We start from the raw sequence: 23,050 nt of genomic DNA on the forward strand, positions 1-23,050 counted from the left end.
TCAAAAAAAATATTACCCATATTTAATTTACTGCTTTATCTTTTGTTTCTACTCCCAATACAAGAGTCATAACCGCTGCAAATATTGCAAATAAAGAAACAAATGAAAGGGCTGCAACTATAGATTTGTCAACAAAATAACCGGTAAAGTATGGAGCAATAATCCCTGCTATTCTTGCAGTTGCACCTGCAACACCATTTGCAGTTCCTCTAAATGAAGTTGGAAATAGTTCAGGAGTATATGCATACACAAGTCCCCAAACTCCCAAAGTGAAAAATGAAAGAACCAATACTATAAATAGAAAGCTTAAATTGCCAGTTGCAAGTAATAAAAGGAAAGAAGATAGACCCATACCTATGAAATATGTTGCAAGAGTTTTTTTACGTCCCCACTTTTCAATCAAATAAGCAACTGAAAGATATCCTGGAAGCTGTGCAAGATAGACAAAGAATGTATACCATTTTGCCCTTGTTATAGTTATCCCTAAACTTGCAATAAATATCTTTGGTGCCCATGAAAATAATGCGTAATATATGAAACTAACCACAAACCAAGATACAATAACTAAAATAGTTTGTTTTATATGTTCTTTTCTAAAAAGTCCACTGAAAGTTACCTTTACTTTTTCAATCTCTTCAATATTTTCAGGTACTTTGTTAAAAATCTTTTTTAAACCTTCAATTCCTCTTTTTTCAAATATATATTTTGGTGTATCTTTTTTTCTAAAAAACGGGATTAAAGAAATAATTCCAATTGAAAAAATATAAAAATCCCATCTCCAACCTAATTTTTCTCCCAATGTGACTGCAAAAAGTGCTATTAAAATGCTACCAACAGCCCAACTTGCCTCTAATATCACTAAATATCTTCCCCTAAGTCTAATAGAGGTATACTCTGACAAATAAGTATTAACTGAAGGTAGCAAACCTCCATATCCAAAGCCAGAAAGAAGTCTAAAAACATATGCACTACCAAAAGATTTTGAAAAGCCAAATAAAACAGTAAATATTACAGTAACAAGCAAATAAAATATTACGCCAGTTTTTCTTCCAAAATAGTCAAGTATAATCCCCGAAAATAATGCACCTAATAACATACCAATAAAAACTGAGCTAATTAAACTACTTGCTTGTACTGTTGTTAAATCCCACTCAGAAACAAGGTCAGGAACGACAAATGGCATTACCATTACACCTGCAGAACCAATTATCCAAAGAATCGAAGTTAAAAGCAACAAATTTTTTTGTTCTTTCTTTGAGACAATTAAGTCAACAACTTGATCTATCTTCATTTTTCCACCCCCAATAAATATTTACTTATTGCATCTAAAACATCATTCATTATTTTTTTGTTGGGTGCTTCAATAGTATGTATATGAACTCCTCCAGACAATTTCAATAGAGGAGTAGCATTAGAACTCTCCATCAATGCCATAAATTTTGAAATATCATCCATAGTTTCTATATCAAGCCTTCCTTTTATTTCACCATATAGAGGATGCTCAACAATAACATCTATTACCTTCCCGCCGGCTTTAACAATTTTTAACAGCTCATCATATATTTCATCTTCACTATGCTTTACCGCAACCATCTTTCTTACCACATCTTTCTTTTTTTCTAAAATGTATCCTTCTCTTGTTGAATAGATCTTATATCCTTTCGTCTTTAACACAGATATATCTTGAACGATAACTTGTCTGCTTACTTTTAAAATTTCGGCCAAATCTCTTCCTTTAACTGGCTTACTTGAATTTTCCAAAATACTTAATATCTTTTTTAATCTTTCTTTCATATTATCACCTCAATACAAGTTTACAAAAATTTACAGCAGATGTCAATTGAATTGTATAAGCATACATAAAAATATTAAAACTTTTGAAAAACAACTAATTATTTTTTACATGTCGAAAGTGCATTCCTTCCATTTTTAACTGATATACAAAAATCATATATAAATCTTGCTTTTATCATGTTTTCTTTTGATTTACATAAACCTATATATCATCTTATTTATCCCGCTGCCAATCCTTGTATCATAAAAACAATTTTTTACCCGATCTCAAACTATCTTGGCTGGACCACTAAATAATATTAGAAAAATTATATTAACCAAATAAAAATTTATTATTAACAATTAAAAATCACAAAAAATATTTTAAGATAAAACGTCTTATTAACACCTTTGTAACCAATTTTGGAAAAACTCTTTTTTACTAGTTTCCTGTTTTTATATTTGTAACTTTTATGTTAACAGATTAAAATTGGACAAATTTTTAGGAGATGTTTCCGAAGATAAAGTTAAATAAGAGCTCATAAATACTATATTTAACTTTTCGTTTACTTCCACTCAAAGGTTTTGTTACTTTTTCTTGTTATATTTATTTATGAGGATAGTTATAGGTTTAGAATCTACCTATGAGGAATGAAAACTTAAAACTTACACGCTTTAGAGAGGCTTTAAGTAAAGTTTAGAATCTACCTATGAGGAATGAAAACGTTTTGTAGTTCTTTTTTTTCGTCACTGTTTATTTGAAGTTTAGAATCTACCTATGAGGAATGAAAACCACCATTCAAATAATATTCCCTCTGCACATTATAAAATGTTTAGAATCTACCTATGAGGAATGAAAACCTTTTACATCAGAATAAGAAGCTATTTTGGTTCCACTGATGTTTAGAATCTACCTATGAGGAATGAAAACGACCTTCTTTACTTTTACAAACCCCTCTTCCATACTTAACACGTTTAGAATCTACCTATGAGGAATGAAAACCTTAATGCTTTCTTCTTATCACCTCCAAAAAACTTATTAGTAAGTTTAGAATCTACCTATGAGGAATGAAAACCTTTTTCAAATTTAAACAACACTATCTTTTCTTCAAAAAGTTTAGAATCTACCTATGAGGAATGAAAACAATCACTTTCCCATGCGTCTTTAATTAATTCTACTTCTTGTTTAGAATCTACCTATGAGGAATGAAAACACACAGAAACTGCATCGAAGCTTTTACCAGGAAATTTAGTTTAGAATCTACCTATGAGGAATGAAAACAAAAAAATATGCCCGGACCTGCCACCCGGGCAAATTAAAGTTTAGAATCTACCTATGAGGAATGAAAATGCATAATGATGTTTACCATAATAATCTTCATCAACATAAGCGTTTAGACTCTACCGTTGAGATTATTATAGATAAAACATTTATTTTCTTCCCTTTATGAAATTTTATAGCTTAATATTATTTAACAAACAAAAAAAGGAGGGGTAACCTCCTTTTATTTTGTTACTTATTATTTATAACTTAATTTTTTATAGCTACTCGCTTTACCTAAAGTTATAAATTAAATTTAGTTCTTAATTTATCGATTCCTGCAGAAAAGCTAATACTGCCTTTACTAAATATTATTTTTTAAAATATTTTCCTATTTTTACTACCACTCCCTCGTTATATTTTTTCTTTTAAAAATAGCCCTAGAAATTTGCTTTTTCACTTTCTACTTATACTACTTATATCTGACAACCTTTTTTTACTTTCCTACAACATTCTATGTTATACTTTATACCATATTGAAAAACGAAGATTTCAATATTGAAAACAATAAATCACTTTTTAAATCTACCATACCCCATAGAAGTTTTTGCACCTATTCCGTATAAAGATAGAAAATCTTCAAAATATTTTGAAATTCTTTTATTCTTATCCTCATCAATTTTTTCTGATATTATTACATATCTAAATACATATCTTCCTTCAAATACACTAATAAAACTAATGGGCACAGGTTGATATACATCGTTTGGCACCTTTTCGCTCAAATAGTACTCCTTAAAATGTGGATTTAAAATATCAATACCTAATTCGTATTTTTCTGGTACAGCATCGAAAAAGAAAATTTCTGAAGAATTCTCATTATTTCCAAAAAAAATAAGGTCACTTTCTTCTATTTCATCTAAAAATGCTTTAAATGCACCTTTAATAGATTGTCCTGGAATAACAGGCAAACCATAATTTCTATTTAAATAAATCCCAACTTCGTAAGCTGAAGGAATACCTGAACCAATTAACAAGGGAGAACTCAACTCAAAACTTTTTTCATATATATGATATCCTGAAGTTTCAAGTTGCTTTAAAACTTTTGAAAATACATCATTTAAAATTTTTGAGTTTTCATAAATATATCTCTTATCATTATCGAAAAATGCTTTAAATAGATTATTTAAATCTTTTGATTGCTCCTCATTTTTCTTTTTAGATGAATTTTTATGTAAATTATAATAAACATACTTATCATAAAACAAACTTAATGATTTAATATTTTTATTACCCAAATCTTCTTTATAACCCACCTTCATATTATCACTCCCACAAATTAATCAATATCAATATAGATATCAACATATCTCCTATGCCATTTTATAAATTCTATAAATTGTTCTGAAAATTGTCTATAAGCTTTTTTGAAAGATTTACTTTCTAAAAATTCTAATACTTCTTGTTTAATACCTTTATCGTTTTCTAAATAACTATCCTTAAAATATTCTTTTAAAAATTTTTGAATATCTTTTAGTACATAATAGTAATTATTTTTATCTTTTGTTTTAGAAATAATAAAAACTATTGAAGCGTATAACCCATTCTGTAAAACTAACGCACCTAAACTTTTTACTAAACTTTTATAACTTTTTTTTAATTCATTATTACTTTCCATTTCCTTTAAATTTTCTTTTATTTTATTTTGAGAAAAATTCTTTATTTCAATTTTATTTCTCATTTTTATCTTCCCCCTTAAAAGGTAAAAATGAAATATAAACGATCCCCTTTCCTATCGAAGCATTACCACCTATATTCAAAAATTTTGAATTTAATTCATCAATTTTTTTTAATAAATAATCTGCGTTATTAACTAGTAATTTTGAAATAAAAAACAACACAGAATCTTGTGGAATATATTCCTCATACCATAATGCTCCTTTATCAACTGTTCGTTTTTGAGGGTTAATTCTTATTCTTGCAATAACTTCTGTACTATTAGTAACAAAATATGAAAAATCTTCATCACTTAAAATAACTAAATTACTAGAAAATCTCTCAAAAAGTCTTTTATCAGGAAAGATATTTCTTAAATGATTTACAAAACCCATTAAATCTTCAGAATACTCAATGTCTTGCTCAAATTCTTCCAAGCAAATTTTAGTAGAATCTTTGATTGTTGACAATGCTTTATAATCCTCTTTATAACTTATATTCATTTTCTCAATTAGCTTTTTAAATTCTTCTAGCCCAACAACGTCAAATGCTATTTTTAACCTAGATAAAATTAATGGACAAGTTATCCAGACAATTCCTCTATCTATACTTCTAACAGGATAAAAAGCTATTTTTGCTTCTGAAAAACTTACCTTACCAGCTTCGGATGCTTCGTTGTCTTGAAATTCCGTTCCAAAAATTTGTTTAATGTCATTATAATTTATTTTTATTAACCTGCTTATCTCATTTCTAATTGCTCCTTTAACACCATTTATTACAGGAAATCTTGTATGAATCTCTCTTTGAATTGGTTGATCAACTATTCCAACATCAAAACCTTTCCCAGCATGTATTTGTGTAACAGCATAAAAAAATCCTATTCTTCCTACTTCATTATTCATAAATATTACCTCCCCTATTCACAATTTTCTAATACTATAAACTTTCCATAATTATATTCATTAAATTCTTCAGTTAATTCTAAATTTTCCAAATACTTTTCTTCAGCAAAAAAAACTGAGCCTGGAGGAACAATTCTAAACATTTTACCTGGCTTGTTCTTCTTTAAATCCCATCCAGAATAAATCTCAGGTTTGTAGTTGCAAACAGCAACAATCTTCTGCCTGATATATTCGCTCCTTGGAAGAAATCCATTTCTAAAAACGGCAGGGGTTAAAAGCATCAATCCTTTAATCTTACTTCTGCTTTCTTTAGAAAACAAATCAGTTTCAATTTCAAAAATTTCCAATTTCGCCAATCTACCTTTACTTCCAATATTTACTGTGTTAATTTTATTTTGATTTAAAAACTGCTCAGTCTTTTCATCAATAAAAATCCCAAATCCTGCCCCATCTCTAAAACGGTAGGTTGATAATAAATAAAATGCTCCATGCTCCTTATCCACCATTCTTTTTTTATTATCTAGTGCTATACCAACTTTTCTTTCTATACTAAAAGGTAAATTTTTGTTATATTTGTGTAAATTTAAATATAATTTTTTGTCTGAAGATTTTTTAAAAGTTTCAAGATCGTTTAGCGAAATAAAAGATATCCCTTCTTCTGAAAGATTATCTATATTACTATATTTTATATATCTCAAACTCACATTATCAACAACAAAAGAGTCTTGACTTGGAAATCCTTTGTAATACTCATATTCACATGAATTTTCATTTTTACAAATTTTTCTGAGTTTTAAATTAGCTGGTTTTCTAAAATATATTTCATTTCTTTCCGAAACAATAAATGGTCCGATTAAATTTATTAATTTCTCTCCAATCATTTTTTCTATTTCTTTTATAGCATCTTTAGTTCCCTTTTTTCTAAAGTAAGCTGAAAATATTGCACCGTAAAAAGTTTTAATATTTGGAAAAATTGTATTTTCAAAAGTTGAAAAACTTTTTGACTTTCTGAAAGAAACCCAATCTATAGGTATAAATTTAAGAACCTTTACTTTACTCATATTTATCAACCTTCCTTTTTATGTATTCGTACTCTAATAATAGATCAATAAATTTACCAAGGTTGTTCTTTTCAAAATTTTTACTATTTTCTTCCAAGATCCGAACATATTTTTCTAGTACTTCTATAACTTTTTCTATTCCTTTTATCTTTTTTATTCGTTTTAACACATAAGGGATTAATTGTTCTATAAATTCTTTATTACTAATTTCCAACTTTTCATATTCAGCTTTTAACCTACGGAAGAATGAATTATATGACTTATCTTTTTTTGTTTCATTTTTTTCAAACAATGAGTATACAAATTCTACCTCATCTAAAATATCGAAAACTTCTTTTGATTTGTTTAAATAATCCCACTCAAACACTAAATTAGTTATTTTTCCACTTCTTCTAATTGTTCTTAGAGAAAATCTGTTTCTTCCTTCATTTTTTGCTTCTTTTTCTGCTTTTCTTACCTCGTCAAGAACAAGCGACAAATTTAACTTCGGATTACAAACAACAATACCAGCTGACATTGTAGCTTTTTCTCCCATCATATTAAATAAAGGTAAATCATCTTTATAGCAAAAACCATTCCTAAACTCATATACCTCACTCTTTCCATCATTTTTATTAACCTCCACCCTTACATTTCCTATTCCAGAATAAACTTTTCTTATCTTGTTTGCTGCTTCTAGAACTCTATTAGCGGGAAATATCGCAAGCACATCATCTCCACCAGCATAAATTAGTTCACCTTCAAATTCTCTAACAATATGTGGTACAAAGTAAGAAAATTTGTTTAAAGTCCTACTTATAGATTTTTGATAAGTTGGATTTATTAACTTATATTTCTTTAAAAAATCTAAATAGTCACTTGATTGTTTTTCAAGAAATTCTATTGCTTTTGGATGAACACTTTTTAAATTATCCTCTATTTTATCGCCAGTTATCCATTTCCCCATTTGATCTCCATCCATTAATAAAACACCTAACTTATATTCTTTTACTATACTTTCTTTGTTGTTTTCTTCCTCATCTTCAGAATCTTCATAGCTTATTGGTCTTGTATTTCTTATTCCTTCACCTGCTTCATCTAAACCTATATTTTTAAGATATCTATAAAACTCCCTTTTTATTACACTTAAAGACGACAAATTTTCTTTTCTATCTCCCTTTTCATAAATAACTAAAGATTTTAATCCTCCTGATAAATCATCTCCTGGAGTTTCAAAATCTTCAATTAACGACTTAAAATTTCGTGTGTTTTTTCTCAAAAAACTTTTTGCTTGAAGTATTTTTGTATGAAAATTGTACATATTTGCTTCAGATAAACTATATGTATTTTCTAATTTTGACAACTGTTCATAGTAATTCTCTAACTCCTTTGAACCAATAAATTTTTCCCATTCTTTAAATATCCAATTTTCTTTATTAAGCTTCTCATTCCCAAATATATAAAACATAACACTTTCAACTATAATGTCAGGAAAAATATTCACTTGTCTATTCCAGTATAATTCTGGATCATTTTCAATCTCTTTTGCAAATGTGTATTCTTTTAACTTTTTGTTTTTTATTAAATCATAGATAAACTTAGAAATATTATCTATTTCCTTTTTTATAGCACTTTTAATTAAAAATTCTATATTTTCCTCACTATTTTTATCTATGTATTCTTCTTTATATGGAATAATAGCTGTAAAAACATTCGGTAAAGAAGCAACTTCTGGTTGCATTAAAAATTTTTCCAAATTATTTTTAAAAAAGTCATCAATATTTTCAAGATATTTTTTTACTAAATAATTATTCCTTAAATCTGGAAATATAATACAATCAAATCCAAACTTTTCACTTATTACTTGAATTCCCTTAAATGTAAGATAAGAAAGAAGATAACTTCCTGACCGTAAATCTCTAATCTTTCTTCCAGCTGCAATAAACTCCTGTACTGGACCTATACTTACAGACAAAATTAAATATCCATTGCTTTCTTCATCTGCTGTTGCAAAAGCTGAAGAAATATCTAAGTGATCTATAATACTTTGATTTGTAAGTCTTGTATCTTCCAATATTAGATACGAATAATCTGAAATTTTAGGAATTTCCCACCAAAGTCTATATGCAAGTTTTTTATAATCTTCTATTTTAGCTAATTTAGATATAAAACTTTCTTCATCAATATTTTTAATTTTTTCCTTTACCTTATCATATTCGCTCAAACCCTTCCCAGAAAACGGATGAAAAAACTTCGACTCATCAAATCCAATCCTTATTTGCTCAGAATTCCTTTTAATCTTTGTTGCTTCTTGAGGAAACAATATCCTAGTTGCAGCAGAAGCAATATAATCATACCTAGGATTATTATTCTGCTCCAAGCCAACCACATTTAATAAAGCTTTAGCTAAATTTTTATGTCCTCTAATATTTGCCATTTTATTCACTGGATCGTGTAAAAAAGCTTCAACCTTTTTTTTCCAATTAATTTCATTCATATATATCACCTCAAAAAATTAGATTATTTTGTTTAATTCTTTATATTTTTCTATTGTATTTTTTAACTTATTGTAATCAAAATCTATATTTATTGAGGATTTGAATTCTTTCTTCTTAGATTTACCTTCCCTGTTTTTTATTTTTACTATTTTCTTTAATACAAGTTTTGAATTTTTTAAATGTATTTTGCTTAATAAAACAATTAAATAAACCTTATATTTCCCATTCTTCTCTTTCCACAACTTTATTGTTAATAATGATGATTTTCTATATTCATTTCCTTTATCATCTAAAGCATTTAATTTATAATTTGCTTTACTATAATAGAACAAAACAGGCAATCCAAGTAATGCATCATTAAAATCAACTTTCTTTTCGTCATTAAAATTTTGTATAGCATCCTTAAACGCAGAATCTCTTAACTTCTTTTTCAAATCTAAATATGAAAAATTATTTTTTTCAGGAGAATATATATTCCTAAGAGCATCTTTGTCTGAATAAAATTCTTTTTTTAATTTATATACATGAAAAAATCCATCAACAAACGCTGGAAAATCAAAAGCCTCATCACTTATGCTACTATTATTTGTACTATTTTCCTTATTTTTCTCGTTTTCTTTTACAAAAATTTTATCCAAATATTTTATCTTTTCCTCTAAACTCTTTAATATTGTACCTATGTCTTCTAATTTAATATCTCTTTCTATATTTCTTATAACAAATTGTCCAAATCCCTTCTTTACCTTTGCCCCAAATCCTCCAACCAATGAAATTAAGACAAATAAATCCTTAATAAACTCCTTGAATTTATAAAAATGTTCATCTACTTTATTATAATCTTTTATTCTTCTTTTGAAAAATGATTTATAGAATATAAACCTTATAGAAAATTCACTACCTGAATCCAATAAATTTATCTTTTCGTTTGGATTTTCATTATTTTGTTCCTCTTTATTCTTACAGTCATTACTTTTTTTATTCAAAATAATACCATATAATGAATATCTCAAATTCATTAACTTAGATAATTTTATTTTATTTTCTCTTTGCAAACTAATTGTCACATCAAACAAAGACTTGTTATTATTAGAACCAAATATAATATCCTCCAATCCTTTGATCTTTTTATAATTATTTCCAAAAACTCTTGCAGCTGTTGCTCTAAAGTAATATCTCATTACACCACGTACAGTTTGTGGCAAAAGAACCGAATCTTTACATTTTTCTCTACGATTTATCAAGGGAGAAATAAATTCAATATTAAATTTCAAAGTTTCCAATTTTTTCATAAAATCACTCTCCTCTTAAAATCCTAAATTAACTCCACACATCCAAATCCCATTGAATTTTTCATTCCTATTCCAGCGTCATAAGCAACCTTTAATAACTCAAAATCTCCATATATATCAAATGCAGTAAGCCAACCAAAAATTACCGTATTCTTATAAATTACCTTTACTCTTTTTGGATTTTTACCTACATGTTTTATTTCAATATTATTTTTAGATATGTTTCCATAAAAAGCAGTGTATTTTTTTAAAATGTTTTCATATAAAAGAGATAAAAACTTACTTGAATCTGGTTCATAAAAAATTGTTTCTTTTTTATTTTCATAATTAAACAAAGTTGAATAAACTACCACGGGAGATTTTGTTGAAACTCTAAGATAATTTGTAGAAGGGAGGGACTTTAAAACAGCAGCTTTAACATATATTTTTTCACCTAATACATTTATATATCCTTTCTTCAAAATATAATTTATAATATATTCAATCATAGCATCATCTAAGGACGATATAATAAGTCTTGCACCATTGAAAAAAGCTATTTTATTACCAGATATTTGAAAATTTCCAAGCAATCTTGAAAAAGTATATAATTTGAATTTTCTTTTTCCCAAAACATATCCTTCATCGTGTATAAATTTTCTATATCCACTAGAATCTATCATGTTTATAATGATAGACTGTAATATATGATTGTAATGAATTGGAAGCTCTAACTTTTCAAAATCTAAATCTAAATAAATTCTCATTAAATTCCCCCTATATCGCTTTTCCTAATTCACATATTTCCTCTTCATTTAACCTTATGCACACCATTGAATTATGCTTCTTCAAATAAAAAGTTTTTTTAGATAAACTACCATGAGCAACAAAGTTTCTTTCTTTTCTTGAAAAATTTTCTATACTATTTTGTTTTTTTAATTCATCTTTTTCAGGTTCTAGTTCTTTTTTTGTATTTTCAACCTTTTCTTCGCCTTCTATACTTTCATTTTTCCTTGATTTGAGTACCTCTAAATCAAAAAGTATTTCCTCTCCTTCTTCTATATAATCAAACAAACTTTCAATCTCTTTTATCTCTTTTTCAAGAACCAATGAAATTTGATCTTTAAACTCATCAATTTTCCATATAAAATTTGACAATTTCTTTAGTTCATCATAAGGTATTTCTGTACAGTATTTTGTTCCATAAATATTTTCAAAGTAAATCTTAAATATACTGCCAAGCACCAAATATTTTATGCCTTCTGAAAATTCTAGCTTCCTAAGTACCATTTTTAATTTTTCATCACTCTCTCTAATTTCAATAGCTGAATTGTACATTTCTAATGATTTATCAACTACATATTTAAAATCAGCTCCATTCATTGCATATAAATATAAAAGTGGAAGACCGTAATAAATAGACTTTAAATATAATTCTAAATTTAAAAAAACATCATTTAACCCCATATTTTTTTCATTTCTTAATCTCTTTTCAAATTCTCCAATATAATTTTTCCCAACTTCTTTTCTTTCATTAACAGGCAAAACTCTAAAAACACTAATAGTTTTTTTAGCAAAATCTTTTTTATAAGATATAGACTGTTCAAATACTTTTTCTTCAACAACATAAACATTAATTTTATTTTTTCTTTCTGCTGAAGTGTTAATTACCGGCTCTGCATTTGTAAGTTTAAATCGTACCTTTTTGAAATACGCCAATACTGGCAAAACATCCATTAACGTTCTATATAAAACATTAGATTGATAATTAATACCAAAACTAATATCCAATATTACTTCAATTTCTTCAGAATTAATTATTTCTGGTCTTGAAAAAATATTTAAAAGCTGAATTAACGTCATATAATACGTGTCATTCATGTTTCCAACAAATCTAAATTCTTTATAACTTCCAACACCAGGAATAATATGTAAATTTAAATTTCCTTTATAATCTTTGCTTTTAAAATAATCAGAATACTTATTTTCCAGACTAGTAATAATGTCTTCGTACTTAAAATCTTCTATTAATAAATCATTTTTTTCTACCAAAGTATCTAGTAAAAAAAGTTCTGTAGTATCAACCCCAAAAGCTTTGTACATTAAATAAGGTAAAAATGAGCTTTCAAATGTGTTTTCGTTATAATCAATAGAATATTCAACTTCTTTATAATTACTAATTTTCCCAAAGGTTGAAAAAAATAATTTCATAAAACTTCCCCCCTAATTTTTTCTATTTTGAATACTTCAATATAATCACCCGTATTTTTATCAAAATGGAATATTGAACCCTTTGCAAAATCTCCAAATGAAAGCCCTACTCCAAAAGATAATGGAACCGGACAACTCATAAAGAAAAAGACGTTTTCACAAGAATGTTTAAATTGTATGTTCTGAGTAACAGACATTATTTCTGAAACAATTTCACTCCAATCTTCTGCCGGCAAATTCCCTTTTCCAAATATTGGTTCAATTAATACCAACTTTGAATCAATATTATTTTTGCTTAAAAAGTTTTTAACTGCATCATATGGATTATGAGAAGCAAAATACAATATAAATGCACAATTTTTACCATTTTCATTTTCCACTGAATACTTTACAAATTTATAATCACTTACAATATTCTTTACTTTTCTAACATTGTCAGTCAGATCAATAACAGGTTTATATTCAATTCCTGCCTTGTGATAAACAACTAATGGATTTTGAACACCTAAAGCTATACCTAAAGCCATAGAAAATGATGCAGGTCCCATTATTGCAATATGGGGAATACCTCTATTTGATATAATTTTGTAAAGCAAGCTATTTACTTCTTTTAAAACTTGTCCCCAATCATCATTCAAGCTATCTTTTACAAAAACTTTATTTACATCGTAAATTTTTTCAAAAATATCACCGTACTTTATTTCAAATTTTTCATTAACTGCCTCTTTTAATTCTTCATATGAAGTTCTAATATATTCTTTATCTTTAGCCATTAAAGAAATTAGTATTGGTATATGTATTTTCTTAGCTTCAAAAAATTCTTTAAGCTCAAATACATTATCCACATCCAAAGCACTTATTAGTTTTAAATTATTTTCACTACAAATTTTCAACTTTAAATCTAAATATTCAATATTTCTTTTGATATTCCCTTTTTCATCAATTTCTCCAGTAAATGCTATATTTTTAGGAATTTTTTTACATAATGAACCAATAGCTACAGCAAGCTCAAAAGAATTACCCTTAAACTCACTGTCAAATATTACAATAAGTTTTTTACCAAGAAGACTTTCAATTTTCTCAATTGAACTTTTTAAGTCTGAATTATTTGTAAAACTTTTTTTTGATTCAAAAACAATTGCTCTGGCAATTTTTCCGTTTCCAAGTTTGTTTACTATAGGAAAAAAAACTTCAACAAAATCGTTTTTGTAAATATCAAATATTATTTCTTCATTTCCATTAAAGAATTTTTTCAATAATTCTTGGTTTAAATCAACAATCTTTTTTTCTTTAATTTTTTTTACTATCTCATAAAAAACAAGAAATTTATTATCAAAATCTTCCGCATTTATAAAAGACTCAATTGCTTCCTTTACTGTTATGTCGTCACGCTCCAAGATTTTTAAAAAATCAGAAGAATTTGAACTCAATAGCCTTGAAAACATCAATCAATCACCTCAATAACTAAAAATTTCTTTAAATCTTCAACTGATACTTTTATATTATTTGACACAAAGGCATTTGGCAGTTCTCCTTCATAAATAACCTGGTTTTTAAAAATCAACTTTCCTTTTTTACCAATAGCGTTATCTTGCAAATAAACTTTTAGAGTATTGTCTTCAACAATACCAACAAAATTTTCGCCTCTTAAACTATTTGTCCCTGCAACTAATGCAAATTCGCTAATATATGGAATATTTATTTCTATTATTTTGCCTTCATCTTTGGTCTCATCAAAAATCTTCTCAAAGAAAATATCGTACAATAAAGATATCTGGTCAATCAGTAGATCAAAATATTCTTTTCTTGGACCTGTATAAATCTGTTCTTCTAATTCTTCAACATTTTCAACAATTTTGTTTATATCTTCTTTTACATTTAAAATAACTTCACAATAATTCTTTGCAAAATCATCTTCAATATAAAAATTTACGTGTGTTACGTAAACATAATCAACTAAATGATTTACTTTTATTTTTAAAGCTTTTGAGCTACTTAAAAAAACATCTTGTGAAAGCAAAACGCATTCAGCTAAATCTCCATTCTTTTCAATAACAACTCCGTACACTAAAGTATCACCATATATTACAAAAACATCTCCAGCTTCCAGTGCTTTTCCATCAGGCACTCTCTTTAGTGATTCAATATTTAATTTATATTTTCCAAATAAGTTTTTATACAATTCAAATTCTTTCTTTAAAAAGCTCATAGTAACCTCCTACTTTTTATTTTTTTCTTCTCTATTATTATGACGAATCTTATCACAAATTTCTGACATATAGATTTTCACAGCTATTGCAAATTCTTTTTGATCTATTCCAAAATCTTCTACTAAATTCCTCAGTTTTTCTTTTAACCTTTGAACCATTTTATACTTTGCATCCTTTGACTTTTCACTATAGAAAATTTCTTCATTGTATAGAACCTTGTAAAAATAATAACAAAGTTGCATATTATCTAAAGATTTTAACTCTTCAACAAAATATTCTGCAATAACTTCAGACTTTACATCATCAAGTTCGATAACATTTATTACATCTATCTTTTCGTTCCCCTCATCATCTTCTTTGTTCAAAGAAAGTTTAGATTTATAGCTCTTCACAATATCAATAATATGATTTAATATCAACCTTGAAATGTAACTTTCAATGTTTTCAATATTGTTTATTTTTGACATCAAAATCTTTTTTTTATTCTTTATTTTAATAAATATTTCGTTTATAATTTCATTTACAGCCGAATCATAAGTTCCATATATATCAATCAATGTATCTTTATAATTAGAATGAGTACCAATTACTATAGTTACAATTTTTTTTATTAAAAGATATAATTTATTTTCCTCTTCTTCTTCAACCTTATTATTCAAGTACTTTAATATAATCTCTTTCACTTTTATATCACCTCAATAAAATTTTTTATATTTTTTCTACATAAACCACATTTTACAAAATTTTCCTCAATAACTTTTCTTGGAAGCTTAAACACTAATTTTTTATGGTAATTGAATGCATATGATGACTTTAATACCAACTTAGAACATTCAAAATCTTCACTAATTACACAAAACTTATTTATATCTACTTTTATTTTTGAATAACTTTTAGTTGATAAGAATAAAAGTTTTAAACTATTTTTTCCATTGTCTTCAACAATAGCCGGTCTTCTTTCCCTTTCTACAGTCCTTGATTTATACAAAGAATCAAAACCCAAAATTTTTGAAATTTCCTTTAATCTATATATATAACCTATTAAAGATTTAAAATCACTCGGTTCTTTCTGAAAAATTGCATCAATCAATTGTTTCAATTATTCTCCTCCTTTCACCTCCATTTACATTTATTATAACATATTTTTTATTAGTTGAATTTATTGTTAAATTTCCATATTTTTTATTACATCAAATTTTTTGCATTACTCAAAACAAACCTATTTTTTATAAATTTGATTATTATAATTTTACATTTTTTGACACAATTCATCATGAAAACTTGCTTGATAATAAACTTATTATTAAAATTCTCCTTTTTAATAACTATAAAGTATAAAGTTTCAGATTTATCTTCATAATCTTAAAAATTAATTTCATTTCCAATTCAAATTAATACCTAAAACTAATTTTTATTGAAAGATAATTAAGTCAGAACTAATTTCAACTATTTTATTTATCTTTTTTACTATAATATTTCTTTTATCTTCAAGTAAAATAACCATATTCCTTATATCATTAACAATTGGAAAATAATTTTTAATATAATTTTCTCTTGTCAATTCTTTCATTAAATTTTCAAAAATCTTTTCTATTTCATTTTTTATTTCTTCTTTATAGCTCTCTAATTTTTTTAAGTTGAAATATTCTACTGCGTCAGCAAAAAAACCTAAAAGAAAAATACTTCCCTTCATAAATTTTGCAAGCTTAATAGCTCCCCATGGTTTAAATTTAAAAGGAATTTTTAAAAAATTCCTTATTTTAAGAATAATATTTCCTAAATTTCTATTAGAGATTTTAATAATCGATAACACTATAGGTAAATATTCTTTTGGTATTGAATTGATTAATTTTAATTCAGGGAAAGAATTTATTGATTTTTCAGATAAATCTATTATTTTCTTTACATCAGAAATTAAGCTACTTGTATGTTTTTCTATTATTAGATTTATTCTATCCTCAAGTATTTTTCCATCTTTTCCAAACTTACTCTGGATAAAATTGTTTATTTCTTCTTTATTTTTTGCCGCTGAAATTCCTAATAATATCTCTTCTCTCAATTCATGAATTTCATTCTTAATATTAATATAACTTTTGTTTATTTCATCTTCCAAGTTTTGAATATAAGATTCTTGTTCCTTTATTTGATTATCAATTTCATCAACTGATCTCTTTAAATTATCTTTTAATTTATTTAAATCAGAAATAATCTGATTATATGAATCTTTTATAACACTTATACCAGCTTTCACTATAAGCTCATTTTTATACTTCTCAATAAAATCAGAAATCAAAAACTCTAAATTTTCAATTCTAGATAGCTTTTTATAATTTTCATTGTTTTTCCAATAACTTAAACCTTTACCATATGGATCTGCAGAAACACACACTATTTTAAGTTCTCCTTCAAATCCTGTTATTTTACGAACAATATCAGAAACTACTTCCTTTTTTATTCTAGCTGCTTTTTCAAAATCCTCATCATCCTCTAAATCTGCTACTTCATCCATTTTATTTATTACAAATATAGTCGAATCAATTTTATTCAAATCTGAAAGCAACCATTTCAATGTAGGAAAATGTGATTTCTTCAACGGGTTAACTGGATCAACCACATATATGATGACATTTGCTTCAGAAATGTACTTTTTAGTTAGTTCATCATGAAACAAATTTTCTGAAAAAAGGCCTGGTGTATCAATTAAAAAATAATCCTTATATTTATATGTTTGAATTCTATCTGTAGTAGGTGCTGGTGATATTTCAATACTCAATTCATCAATTAACACTGATAGTATTGTTGATTTTCCATCTGAAAAAGCTCCAAAAAAAGCAATCGAAAATTTATCATTTTCAATATTATTAATTGCTTTTTTTATTTTTTCTTTTAAACTCTTATATTTCTCATTAGAAAAAAATTCAGCTTCTAAAACATCTACTTTTTTTAATAAACTCTTTAACTTTAAAATTATATTTTCCTTTTCATGAGAAATATTTAGATTCATATAATTCCCCCTTTTCTTAAAACTATATCTAAAATTAATTTGTTGGCTTTTTGAATTTTCTAATTCTTATTCCATCTTTATTATTTAAAAATAATAAGTTCAACGCTCTATAATCAAATTCATCTGTTACATATATAACTTTTTCAACTTTCTTACTAACTACACTACTCAACCATTCATCTTTTGAAGTGTAAAAGTAAATCTTATCTAACCTAAACATATTTTCTATATAATTATTCACATCAGAATTAACTTTAAACCCCACAAAAATTGCTTTCGATAATTCCAAATCAATATAAGCAAACTCAACTTTTTCACCCAGAATATTTTTGACTAATAATAAACTCAATTCACCTTCAATCTTTTTAATGTAAGAAATCAACTTGTCAATATTTTTACCTAAAATTTTTATTCCATTTACAGCGAGCCTTATATTTTTTATATTTTCTTCTACGTCCTTTTCTATTCTTGAAAATATTTCATTAACTTTCTTTTCCATCTCACTTTTTATTTTAGATATCTTTAAATCAACTTCTTTAACAGCATTATTTTTATATTCTATTCTATCTTTCTCCGAAGATATAACTTTAAAATAAAATAATTCATAAGCCCCCAAACCCAAAGCATATAAAGGGTTAATATTAAAAAATACTAAGCCAATTCCAAGATTTAAAAAAAATTTCAAAAAGCTAAACGGTTTATTAAATATTTCTTCAATATCAATTTCGAAATACTGTCTTAAGTTAAAATCTTTAAACAAATTCTCAAACTCATATTCAAGTAAAAATTTATCCAACAGTTCTTGAAATTTTTGTTCTACCTTTTCCTTCATTGTATTTAAATTGTCTTTGATCATTTGATTAATATCTTGCTCTTCTTCTTTTAATATTTTTTCAATTTCTTTTTTTATCATTTCTAGACTATGAGATTCATCTATACTTTCCATCAAAAACTTTTCTAATTTATTTTTTAAAGATGCTATTTTAACCTGCAGTTCATTAGATGTTCTAACTTTATACTTTTTAACTAATTTATTTACTTCACTAATATAGTCTTCTATTAATTTTGAAAATTCTCGCAATTTTAAATCAAATGATTTTTTCTGTTTTACAACACTTGATAAAATTTCTTTTACATTAAAGAGTATTTTATAAGTATTTGAAATTACTATCTCATTAAAAATTTCCTTTCTTAAACCAGCAATTATTTTTTCTATCTCTTTAATATTTGAAAAATATTCAATATTTGATTTACTACCAAATATTTCCAACGCTTTTTCTTTATCTTTGGCAAATCTATCATTTAATGAATCATTTTTTAATAAAGCAAGATGAGCATTAATTATAATATTACCAAAGTATCTTCTTCCTAAAACTTTTTTCAACTTTAATATAGTTCTTTTTTCAATAGTTTTCACATCATTATTAACTAACTCTTTTTCATACTTATACCTTGAAGGCTTTCCCCTAACATTAATAATAGAGTAAACTTTTGCGTTGTCTTTTAAAAATTTTTTTATTCTTGAAACTATATTTTCCTCCGGTTCTTTATTAGTTCCAATGACATAAAAAACAATATGTGATTTATTCAAGGCTTTTTTTATTTCATCTATTACTTTTTCTTCATCACCTTCAATTCCAGGCATATCAATTAAATTTATATCACTAAATGATTTTTCTTTAACAAATTTAGTAAAATCTTTGTATCCCTCTCCTATACTACTTCCATCACCATTAGTCAAAGCTTCAATAATTGTACTTTTCCCTGCATTCGTTTCACCAAAAAAGGAAATATTTAAATTATTCCACTCCAATTCATTTTTTAAAAATTCAATCTCCTTTTCAATACGTAAATTACCTTCTAAAACTTTATTTTTTACCTCCTCGACAATTTTCTCAAATTCTTCATTTGCTATTATTCCGTGAACTGAGAAATTTTTAATATTATTTACCAAAAATAAATTCAAATCTTCTACTAATTTAGAAATATTATGCTTGTAATCTACTATCTTTTCCTTCATCTAAACCCTCCCAATTATAATAATGTTTAACTTTTCACTAGTTTAAAAAAATATATTTTAGTAAAAAATTTTTTTACTGATAAAAAACCTCTCTTCTGTTTTCCACCTAAACATACTATCAGTATTTAATCTAAGTGGATATATTAATTCTTCCCTTCCACTTTTTATTATAACATATTTTTTATTAGATGAACTTATTGTTAAATATACACTTTTCCTTTCCATCAATAACTTTTCTAAAAACCTTATTTGAATTAAAAAAATAGATTACAAAACTATCCTCCTCTTCATCAATTTTATTTTTAACTTCATAGAACAACTTTTTAATATTTGATTGAGATAAACATCCTTCAAAAGTTGAATTTTGCTGCCAAACAAGGTATTTTTTTAAAATTTTATGTATTTTGTTCACTCTTTTTTCATTTACATCATAAACAACCAAAAGATACTTCAAATAAATCCCCCCATCACAAATCCCTTAAATTTTTCAACTCCTTTTAAATGTCTAATCAATTTATAACATTCATGCCTTATTACTGTTTTAAAAGTTACACTTTGATTTTCATAAATTGTAACTTTCTTATTTAATCTCTCTTCAATTTCATTTATAAATTTTTTCTTTGCGTCTTCATATAAAAATACCCCATTGTTGTTAAAATTAAAATCTTCTTTCTTAATTTCTTTTTTATTCACCAATTTTAAAATTGCTTTATCCACAATTATTGGTTTAAAAATCTCTGCAATATCAAGCTGTAAAGAAAATTTACGCTTATTTGTTTCATGCAAAAAACTTATTCTCGGTTCTAAAGAAGTTTTATATATCTCAGCTAAAACTGTGTTATAAAGTATTATATTTCCAAAGCTTATAAGTGCATTTATTTCATCTTTGGGAGGTCTCTTTAGTCTTTCGTCAAAATCAAATCCTTTACGTTTTACAATTTTTCCTAAAGCTTTATAATAAGCTTTTCTAATATTTCCTTCTATGGCCATTAAGGCCGGTATATTATTTTGCTTTTTCAAACTATCCTTAATCTTTACTATATAATTTAACTCTTCACTAGTAATTTCTTTATATCCATTCAGCACCCAAAGCATATTCAAAACTGCAGATTCTAATATTTCTTTTGCAATTTCAAGCCTTTTACTTAAATCATAATAATATTGAAATTGCAAAACTATCATCTCTCCAGTTTTATTGTTCTCTGGTGGATAAAAAGAACCAATAAATTCCCCATAATAACCATAAAAAAAGGTAGGTATACCTTCTTTCGCTAACAATCCCAAAAATTTTTTATTAAAACTTACCTCTGAAAAAATCATAATAGAAGAAATATTTTTTAAAGGGACAAAAAATGGCTTTGAATCTTTGCTTTTTGGAACAAAGTATAAAGCATGGTTTTTTCTTTTTAGTTCCCCATCAGTAAAAATATATAAAGTTTCCATATTTTAAACCTCCATTAAATTATATTTGTTACATTAATTTTTTTATTTCCATAAATTTTTCTATAAGGTACAAACTCTGGTTCTAATATATACCAATATATAGTGTCTTCATCTTCATCTATTATACTTAAAATTTGATTCCTTAGCTTTTCAAAATTACTCTCAGTTATTTTACCTTCTAACACTGAATTTTGAACCCATTTTAAATACTTTCTTGCTACTTTTAAAACTTTTCCAACTCTCTTTTTATTTACATCGTAAATCATTATTAAATACATAAAAATATCACCTCTTAAAACTTTAAAAAGGCCTGGAAGATCCAGGCTTTAACTTGATATAGAAATTGCTAAAAGTGCAATAAAAGAACCCCAACCGGCAAAAGATATACCAACTTTTATCTTTTTTATCTCATCTTTATACGCCCTTACATAAATATCTATCAAATAATCATCTACGTTTTTAATAATACTTCTTAGTTTCACTAATCTTTCGGCAGGTACTTCAGGCTCAACTACGTAATTGTATATTGGAGCAATAATACCAAATACAAAACCTCCTAAAAATGGCCAAAATTTATTAACATCTTCATTTGCATGAACTCTAGCTAAAGATTCAACTTGTGAGGGTGTTTTTAAAAAGTTTTGCTCACCAAAAGAGATTATAATAAACAAGCTTATTAAAAGAACTATGAAAAATTTCCTCACAAAAATCCCTCCTTTAAAATTTGCTTTACACTTATAATACGATTTAAATCATTAAAATCTGACATAAAAAATTGGAGCAATTAATTGCTCCAATTAAAAAAATACAATATATCCAAAATTTCTCATAATTTTTTTAATTAGTCTTTTTAAATATATAAAACATTTTTATTTTTTGCAACAAATAATACCTTTTTCATTCCTCATAGGTAGATTCTAAACTTAAAATTGTATCATTGATTTTCTTTTTGAGGTGTTGTTTTCATTCCTCATAGGTAGATTCTAAACGCAAATACTTTTTGAGGGGAAAATATTGTTATTTAAGTGTTTTCATTCCTCATAGGTAGATTCTAAACCCACATTTTATAAAGAAGTAACCCCACGGCACGGCTAGTTTTCATTCCTCATAGGTAGATTCTAAACACAAGATAAAACATTTTTTATAACTTCAAGCGTTGTAGCACAAGTTTTCATTCCTCATAGGTAGATTCTAAACTACCCATATGATTTACCAAGCATACTTGACCTATTTTATGTTTTCATTCCTCATAGGTAGATTCTAAACCTATAAATATCCTCATAAATAAATATAACAAGAAAAAGTAACAAAACCTTTGAGCGGAAGTAAACGATAAGTTAAATCTAGAATTTATGAGCTCTTATTTAACTTTATCTTCGAAAACATCTCCTAAAAATTTGTCTATTTTCAGTCTATTAACATAAACGTTACATATACCATATTATAGATTTAGTAAAAATGCACTTTTTTGAATTTTGTTAAAAATGTGTTAAAAAAAATTTTCTTTCTTAGAATAACATCAACACTTTTTTATTGTTAATTTTAAATTTCCTTTTAGTTAATTTTTTATTTTTCAGACAACTTCAAATAGGATAAGACCCTGGCCAAAGTAAAAAATAAGTTAAATTAGGATATAAAAAAAGGGCTACACCTGCTAAAATTATTTTTGTACCAAACATCAACAACAAGGAGGTGTAGCCTAAC

20 protein-coding genes and 2 CRISPR repeat arrays are annotated in these 23,050 nt (G+C 26.0%); all 20 genes read right to left on the bottom strand.

Annotated elements, in window-relative coordinates:
- Positions 1-22 precede the first annotated feature (22 nt).
- Positions 23-1,291, bottom strand: coding sequence for an MFS transporter (locus HNP65_RS09565; RefSeq protein ID WP_184620025.1), 1,269 nt, complete (start codon positions 1,289-1,291; stop codon positions 23-25).
- Positions 1,288-1,794: a transcription repressor NadR gene (locus HNP65_RS09570; RefSeq protein WP_184620026.1), complete on the bottom strand. Its 507-nt coding sequence runs from the start codon at positions 1,792-1,794 to the stop codon at positions 1,288-1,290. The genes HNP65_RS09565 and HNP65_RS09570 overlap by 4 nt, the downstream gene beginning before the upstream one ends.
- A 608-nt stretch (positions 1,795-2,402) precedes the next feature.
- Positions 2,403-3,124: direct repeats of the CRISPR family, unit length 30 nt; unit sequence GTTTAGAATCTACCTATGAGGAATGAAAAC.
- A 482-nt stretch (positions 3,125-3,606) separates the two neighbouring features.
- A complete protein-coding gene (cmr6, locus tag HNP65_RS09575; protein ID WP_184620027.1) occupies positions 3,607-4,356 on the bottom strand; it encodes a type III-B CRISPR module RAMP protein Cmr6 in 750 nt (249 codons plus the stop codon).
- A gap of 17 nt (positions 4,357-4,373) precedes the next feature.
- Entirely contained in the window at positions 4,374-4,775 is a 402-nt protein-coding gene (gene cmr5 / locus HNP65_RS09580) for a type III-B CRISPR module-associated protein Cmr5 (RefSeq protein ID WP_184620028.1), read from the bottom strand.
- Positions 4,765-5,652 (bottom strand): type III-B CRISPR module RAMP protein Cmr4, encoded by an 888-nt coding sequence (cmr4, locus tag HNP65_RS09585; protein ID WP_184620029.1) that lies wholly within the window; start codon positions 5,650-5,652, stop codon positions 4,765-4,767. Before cmr4 ends, cmr5 begins: the two co-directional genes overlap by 11 nt.
- 14 nt (positions 5,653-5,666) lie before the next feature.
- Complete coding sequence (gene cmr3, locus HNP65_RS09590) at positions 5,667-6,713, bottom strand: type III-B CRISPR module-associated protein Cmr3 (RefSeq protein ID WP_184620030.1); 1,047 nt, start codon at positions 6,711-6,713, stop codon at positions 5,667-5,669.
- Positions 6,706-9,189, bottom strand: coding sequence for a type III-B CRISPR-associated protein Cas10/Cmr2 (cas10, locus tag HNP65_RS09595; RefSeq protein ID WP_184620031.1), 2,484 nt, complete (start codon positions 9,187-9,189; stop codon positions 6,706-6,708). Before cas10 ends, cmr3 begins: the two co-directional genes overlap by 8 nt.
- An 18-nt stretch (positions 9,190-9,207) precedes the next feature.
- Positions 9,208-10,479 carry a type III-B CRISPR module RAMP protein Cmr1 gene (cmr1, locus tag HNP65_RS09600; RefSeq protein ID WP_184620032.1) on the bottom strand — a complete coding sequence of 424 codons (1,272 nt, stop codon included), beginning with the start codon at positions 10,477-10,479 and terminating at the stop codon, positions 9,208-9,210.
- Positions 10,480-10,502: 23 nt separating this feature from the next.
- Positions 10,503-11,225 (bottom strand): CRISPR-associated endoribonuclease Cas6, encoded by a 723-nt coding sequence (cas6, locus tag HNP65_RS09605; RefSeq protein WP_184620033.1) that lies wholly within the window; start codon positions 11,223-11,225, stop codon positions 10,503-10,505.
- A 10-nt stretch (positions 11,226-11,235) separates the two neighbouring features.
- Positions 11,236-12,669, bottom strand: a complete 1,434-nt coding sequence (gene csx1 / locus HNP65_RS09610; protein ID WP_184620034.1) for a CRISPR-associated CARF protein Csx1 — start codon at positions 12,667-12,669, stop codon at positions 11,236-11,238.
- Positions 12,666-14,114: an SAVED domain-containing protein gene (locus HNP65_RS09615; protein ID WP_184620035.1), complete on the bottom strand. Its 1,449-nt coding sequence runs from the start codon at positions 14,112-14,114 to the stop codon at positions 12,666-12,668. The genes csx1 and HNP65_RS09615 overlap by 4 nt, the downstream gene beginning before the upstream one ends.
- Positions 14,114-14,878, bottom strand: coding sequence for a hypothetical protein (locus tag HNP65_RS09620; RefSeq protein ID WP_184620036.1), 765 nt, complete (start codon positions 14,876-14,878; stop codon positions 14,114-14,116). The genes HNP65_RS09615 and HNP65_RS09620 overlap by 1 nt, the downstream gene beginning before the upstream one ends.
- 9 nt (positions 14,879-14,887) lie before the next feature.
- Entirely contained in the window at positions 14,888-15,562 is a 675-nt protein-coding gene (locus HNP65_RS09625) for a hypothetical protein (RefSeq protein ID WP_184620037.1), read from the bottom strand.
- Positions 15,563-15,564: 2 nt separating this feature from the next.
- Entirely contained in the window at positions 15,565-15,978 is a 414-nt protein-coding gene (locus HNP65_RS09630) for a hypothetical protein (RefSeq protein ID WP_184620038.1), read from the bottom strand.
- 312 nt (positions 15,979-16,290) lie between these two features.
- Positions 16,291-17,883 (bottom strand): LeoA/HP0731 family dynamin-like GTPase, encoded by a 1,593-nt coding sequence (locus tag HNP65_RS09635; protein ID WP_184620039.1) that lies wholly within the window; start codon positions 17,881-17,883, stop codon positions 16,291-16,293.
- 34 nt (positions 17,884-17,917) lie between these two features.
- Positions 17,918-19,903 (bottom strand): GTPase domain-containing protein, encoded by a 1,986-nt coding sequence (locus tag HNP65_RS09640; RefSeq protein WP_184620040.1) that lies wholly within the window; start codon positions 19,901-19,903, stop codon positions 17,918-17,920.
- 184 nt (positions 19,904-20,087) lie between these two features.
- Positions 20,088-20,357, bottom strand: a complete 270-nt coding sequence (cas2, locus tag HNP65_RS09645) for a CRISPR-associated endonuclease Cas2 (protein WP_184620041.1) — start codon at positions 20,355-20,357, stop codon at positions 20,088-20,090.
- Complete coding sequence (gene cas1b, locus HNP65_RS09650) at positions 20,354-21,346, bottom strand: type I-B CRISPR-associated endonuclease Cas1b (RefSeq protein ID WP_184620042.1); 993 nt, start codon at positions 21,344-21,346, stop codon at positions 20,354-20,356. Before cas1b ends, cas2 (HNP65_RS09645) begins: the two co-directional genes overlap by 4 nt.
- 14 nt (positions 21,347-21,360) lie before the next feature.
- Positions 21,361-21,624, bottom strand: coding sequence for a CRISPR-associated endonuclease Cas2 (gene cas2 / locus HNP65_RS09655; protein WP_184620043.1), 264 nt, complete (start codon positions 21,622-21,624; stop codon positions 21,361-21,363).
- A 48-nt stretch (positions 21,625-21,672) separates the two neighbouring features.
- Complete coding sequence (locus HNP65_RS09660; protein WP_184620044.1) at positions 21,673-22,050, bottom strand: hypothetical protein; 378 nt, start codon at positions 22,048-22,050, stop codon at positions 21,673-21,675.
- A 189-nt stretch (positions 22,051-22,239) separates the two neighbouring features.
- Positions 22,240-22,612: a CRISPR direct-repeat array (repeat unit 30 nt; unit sequence GTTTTCATTCCTCATAGGTAGATTCTAAAC).
- Positions 22,613-23,050 lie beyond the last annotated feature (438 nt).

Source organism: Thermosipho japonicus (assembly GCF_014201655.1).
GTDB classification, from domain to species: Bacteria; Thermotogota; Thermotogae; order Thermotogales; family Fervidobacteriaceae; genus Thermosipho; species Thermosipho japonicus.

Excerpts from the sequence above, each read along its gene's own strand:
- HNP65_RS09565 (WP_184620025.1), bottom strand. The coding sequence starts at position 1,291 with ATGAAGATAGATCAAGTTGTTGACTTAATTGTCTCAAAGAAAGAACAA.
- HNP65_RS09570 (WP_184620026.1), bottom strand. The coding sequence starts at position 1,794 with ATGAAAGAAAGATTAAAAAAGATATTAAGTATTTTGGAAAATTCAAGT.
- cmr6 (WP_184620027.1), bottom strand. The coding sequence starts at position 4,356 with ATGAAGGTGGGTTATAAAGAAGATTTGGGTAATAAAAATATTAAATCA.
- cmr5 (WP_184620028.1), bottom strand. The coding sequence starts at position 4,775 with ATGAGAAATAAAATTGAAATAAAGAATTTTTCTCAAAATAAAATAAAA.
- cmr4 (WP_184620029.1), bottom strand. The coding sequence starts at position 5,652 with ATGAATAATGAAGTAGGAAGAATAGGATTTTTTTATGCTGTTACACAA.
- cmr3 (WP_184620030.1), bottom strand. The coding sequence starts at position 6,713 with ATGAGTAAAGTAAAGGTTCTTAAATTTATACCTATAGATTGGGTTTCT.
- cas10 (WP_184620031.1), bottom strand. The coding sequence starts at position 9,189 with ATGAATGAAATTAATTGGAAAAAAAAGGTTGAAGCTTTTTTACACGAT.
- cmr1 (WP_184620032.1), bottom strand. The coding sequence starts at position 10,479 with ATGAAAAAATTGGAAACTTTGAAATTTAATATTGAATTTATTTCTCCC.
- cas6 (WP_184620033.1), bottom strand. The coding sequence starts at position 11,225 with ATGAGAATTTATTTAGATTTAGATTTTGAAAAGTTAGAGCTTCCAATT.
- csx1 (WP_184620034.1), bottom strand. The coding sequence starts at position 12,669 with ATGAAATTATTTTTTTCAACCTTTGGGAAAATTAGTAATTATAAAGAA.
- HNP65_RS09615 (WP_184620035.1), bottom strand. The coding sequence starts at position 14,114 with ATGTTTTCAAGGCTATTGAGTTCAAATTCTTCTGATTTTTTAAAAATC.
- HNP65_RS09620 (WP_184620036.1), bottom strand. The coding sequence starts at position 14,878 with ATGAGCTTTTTAAAGAAAGAATTTGAATTGTATAAAAACTTATTTGGA.
- HNP65_RS09635 (WP_184620039.1), bottom strand. The coding sequence starts at position 17,883 with ATGAATCTAAATATTTCTCATGAAAAGGAAAATATAATTTTAAAGTTA.
- HNP65_RS09640 (WP_184620040.1), bottom strand. The coding sequence starts at position 19,903 with ATGAAGGAAAAGATAGTAGATTACAAGCATAATATTTCTAAATTAGTA.
- cas1b (WP_184620042.1), bottom strand. The coding sequence starts at position 21,346 with ATGGAAACTTTATATATTTTTACTGATGGGGAACTAAAAAGAAAAAAC.
- cas2 (WP_184620043.1), bottom strand. The coding sequence starts at position 21,624 with ATGTATTTAATAATGATTTACGATGTAAATAAAAAGAGAGTTGGAAAA.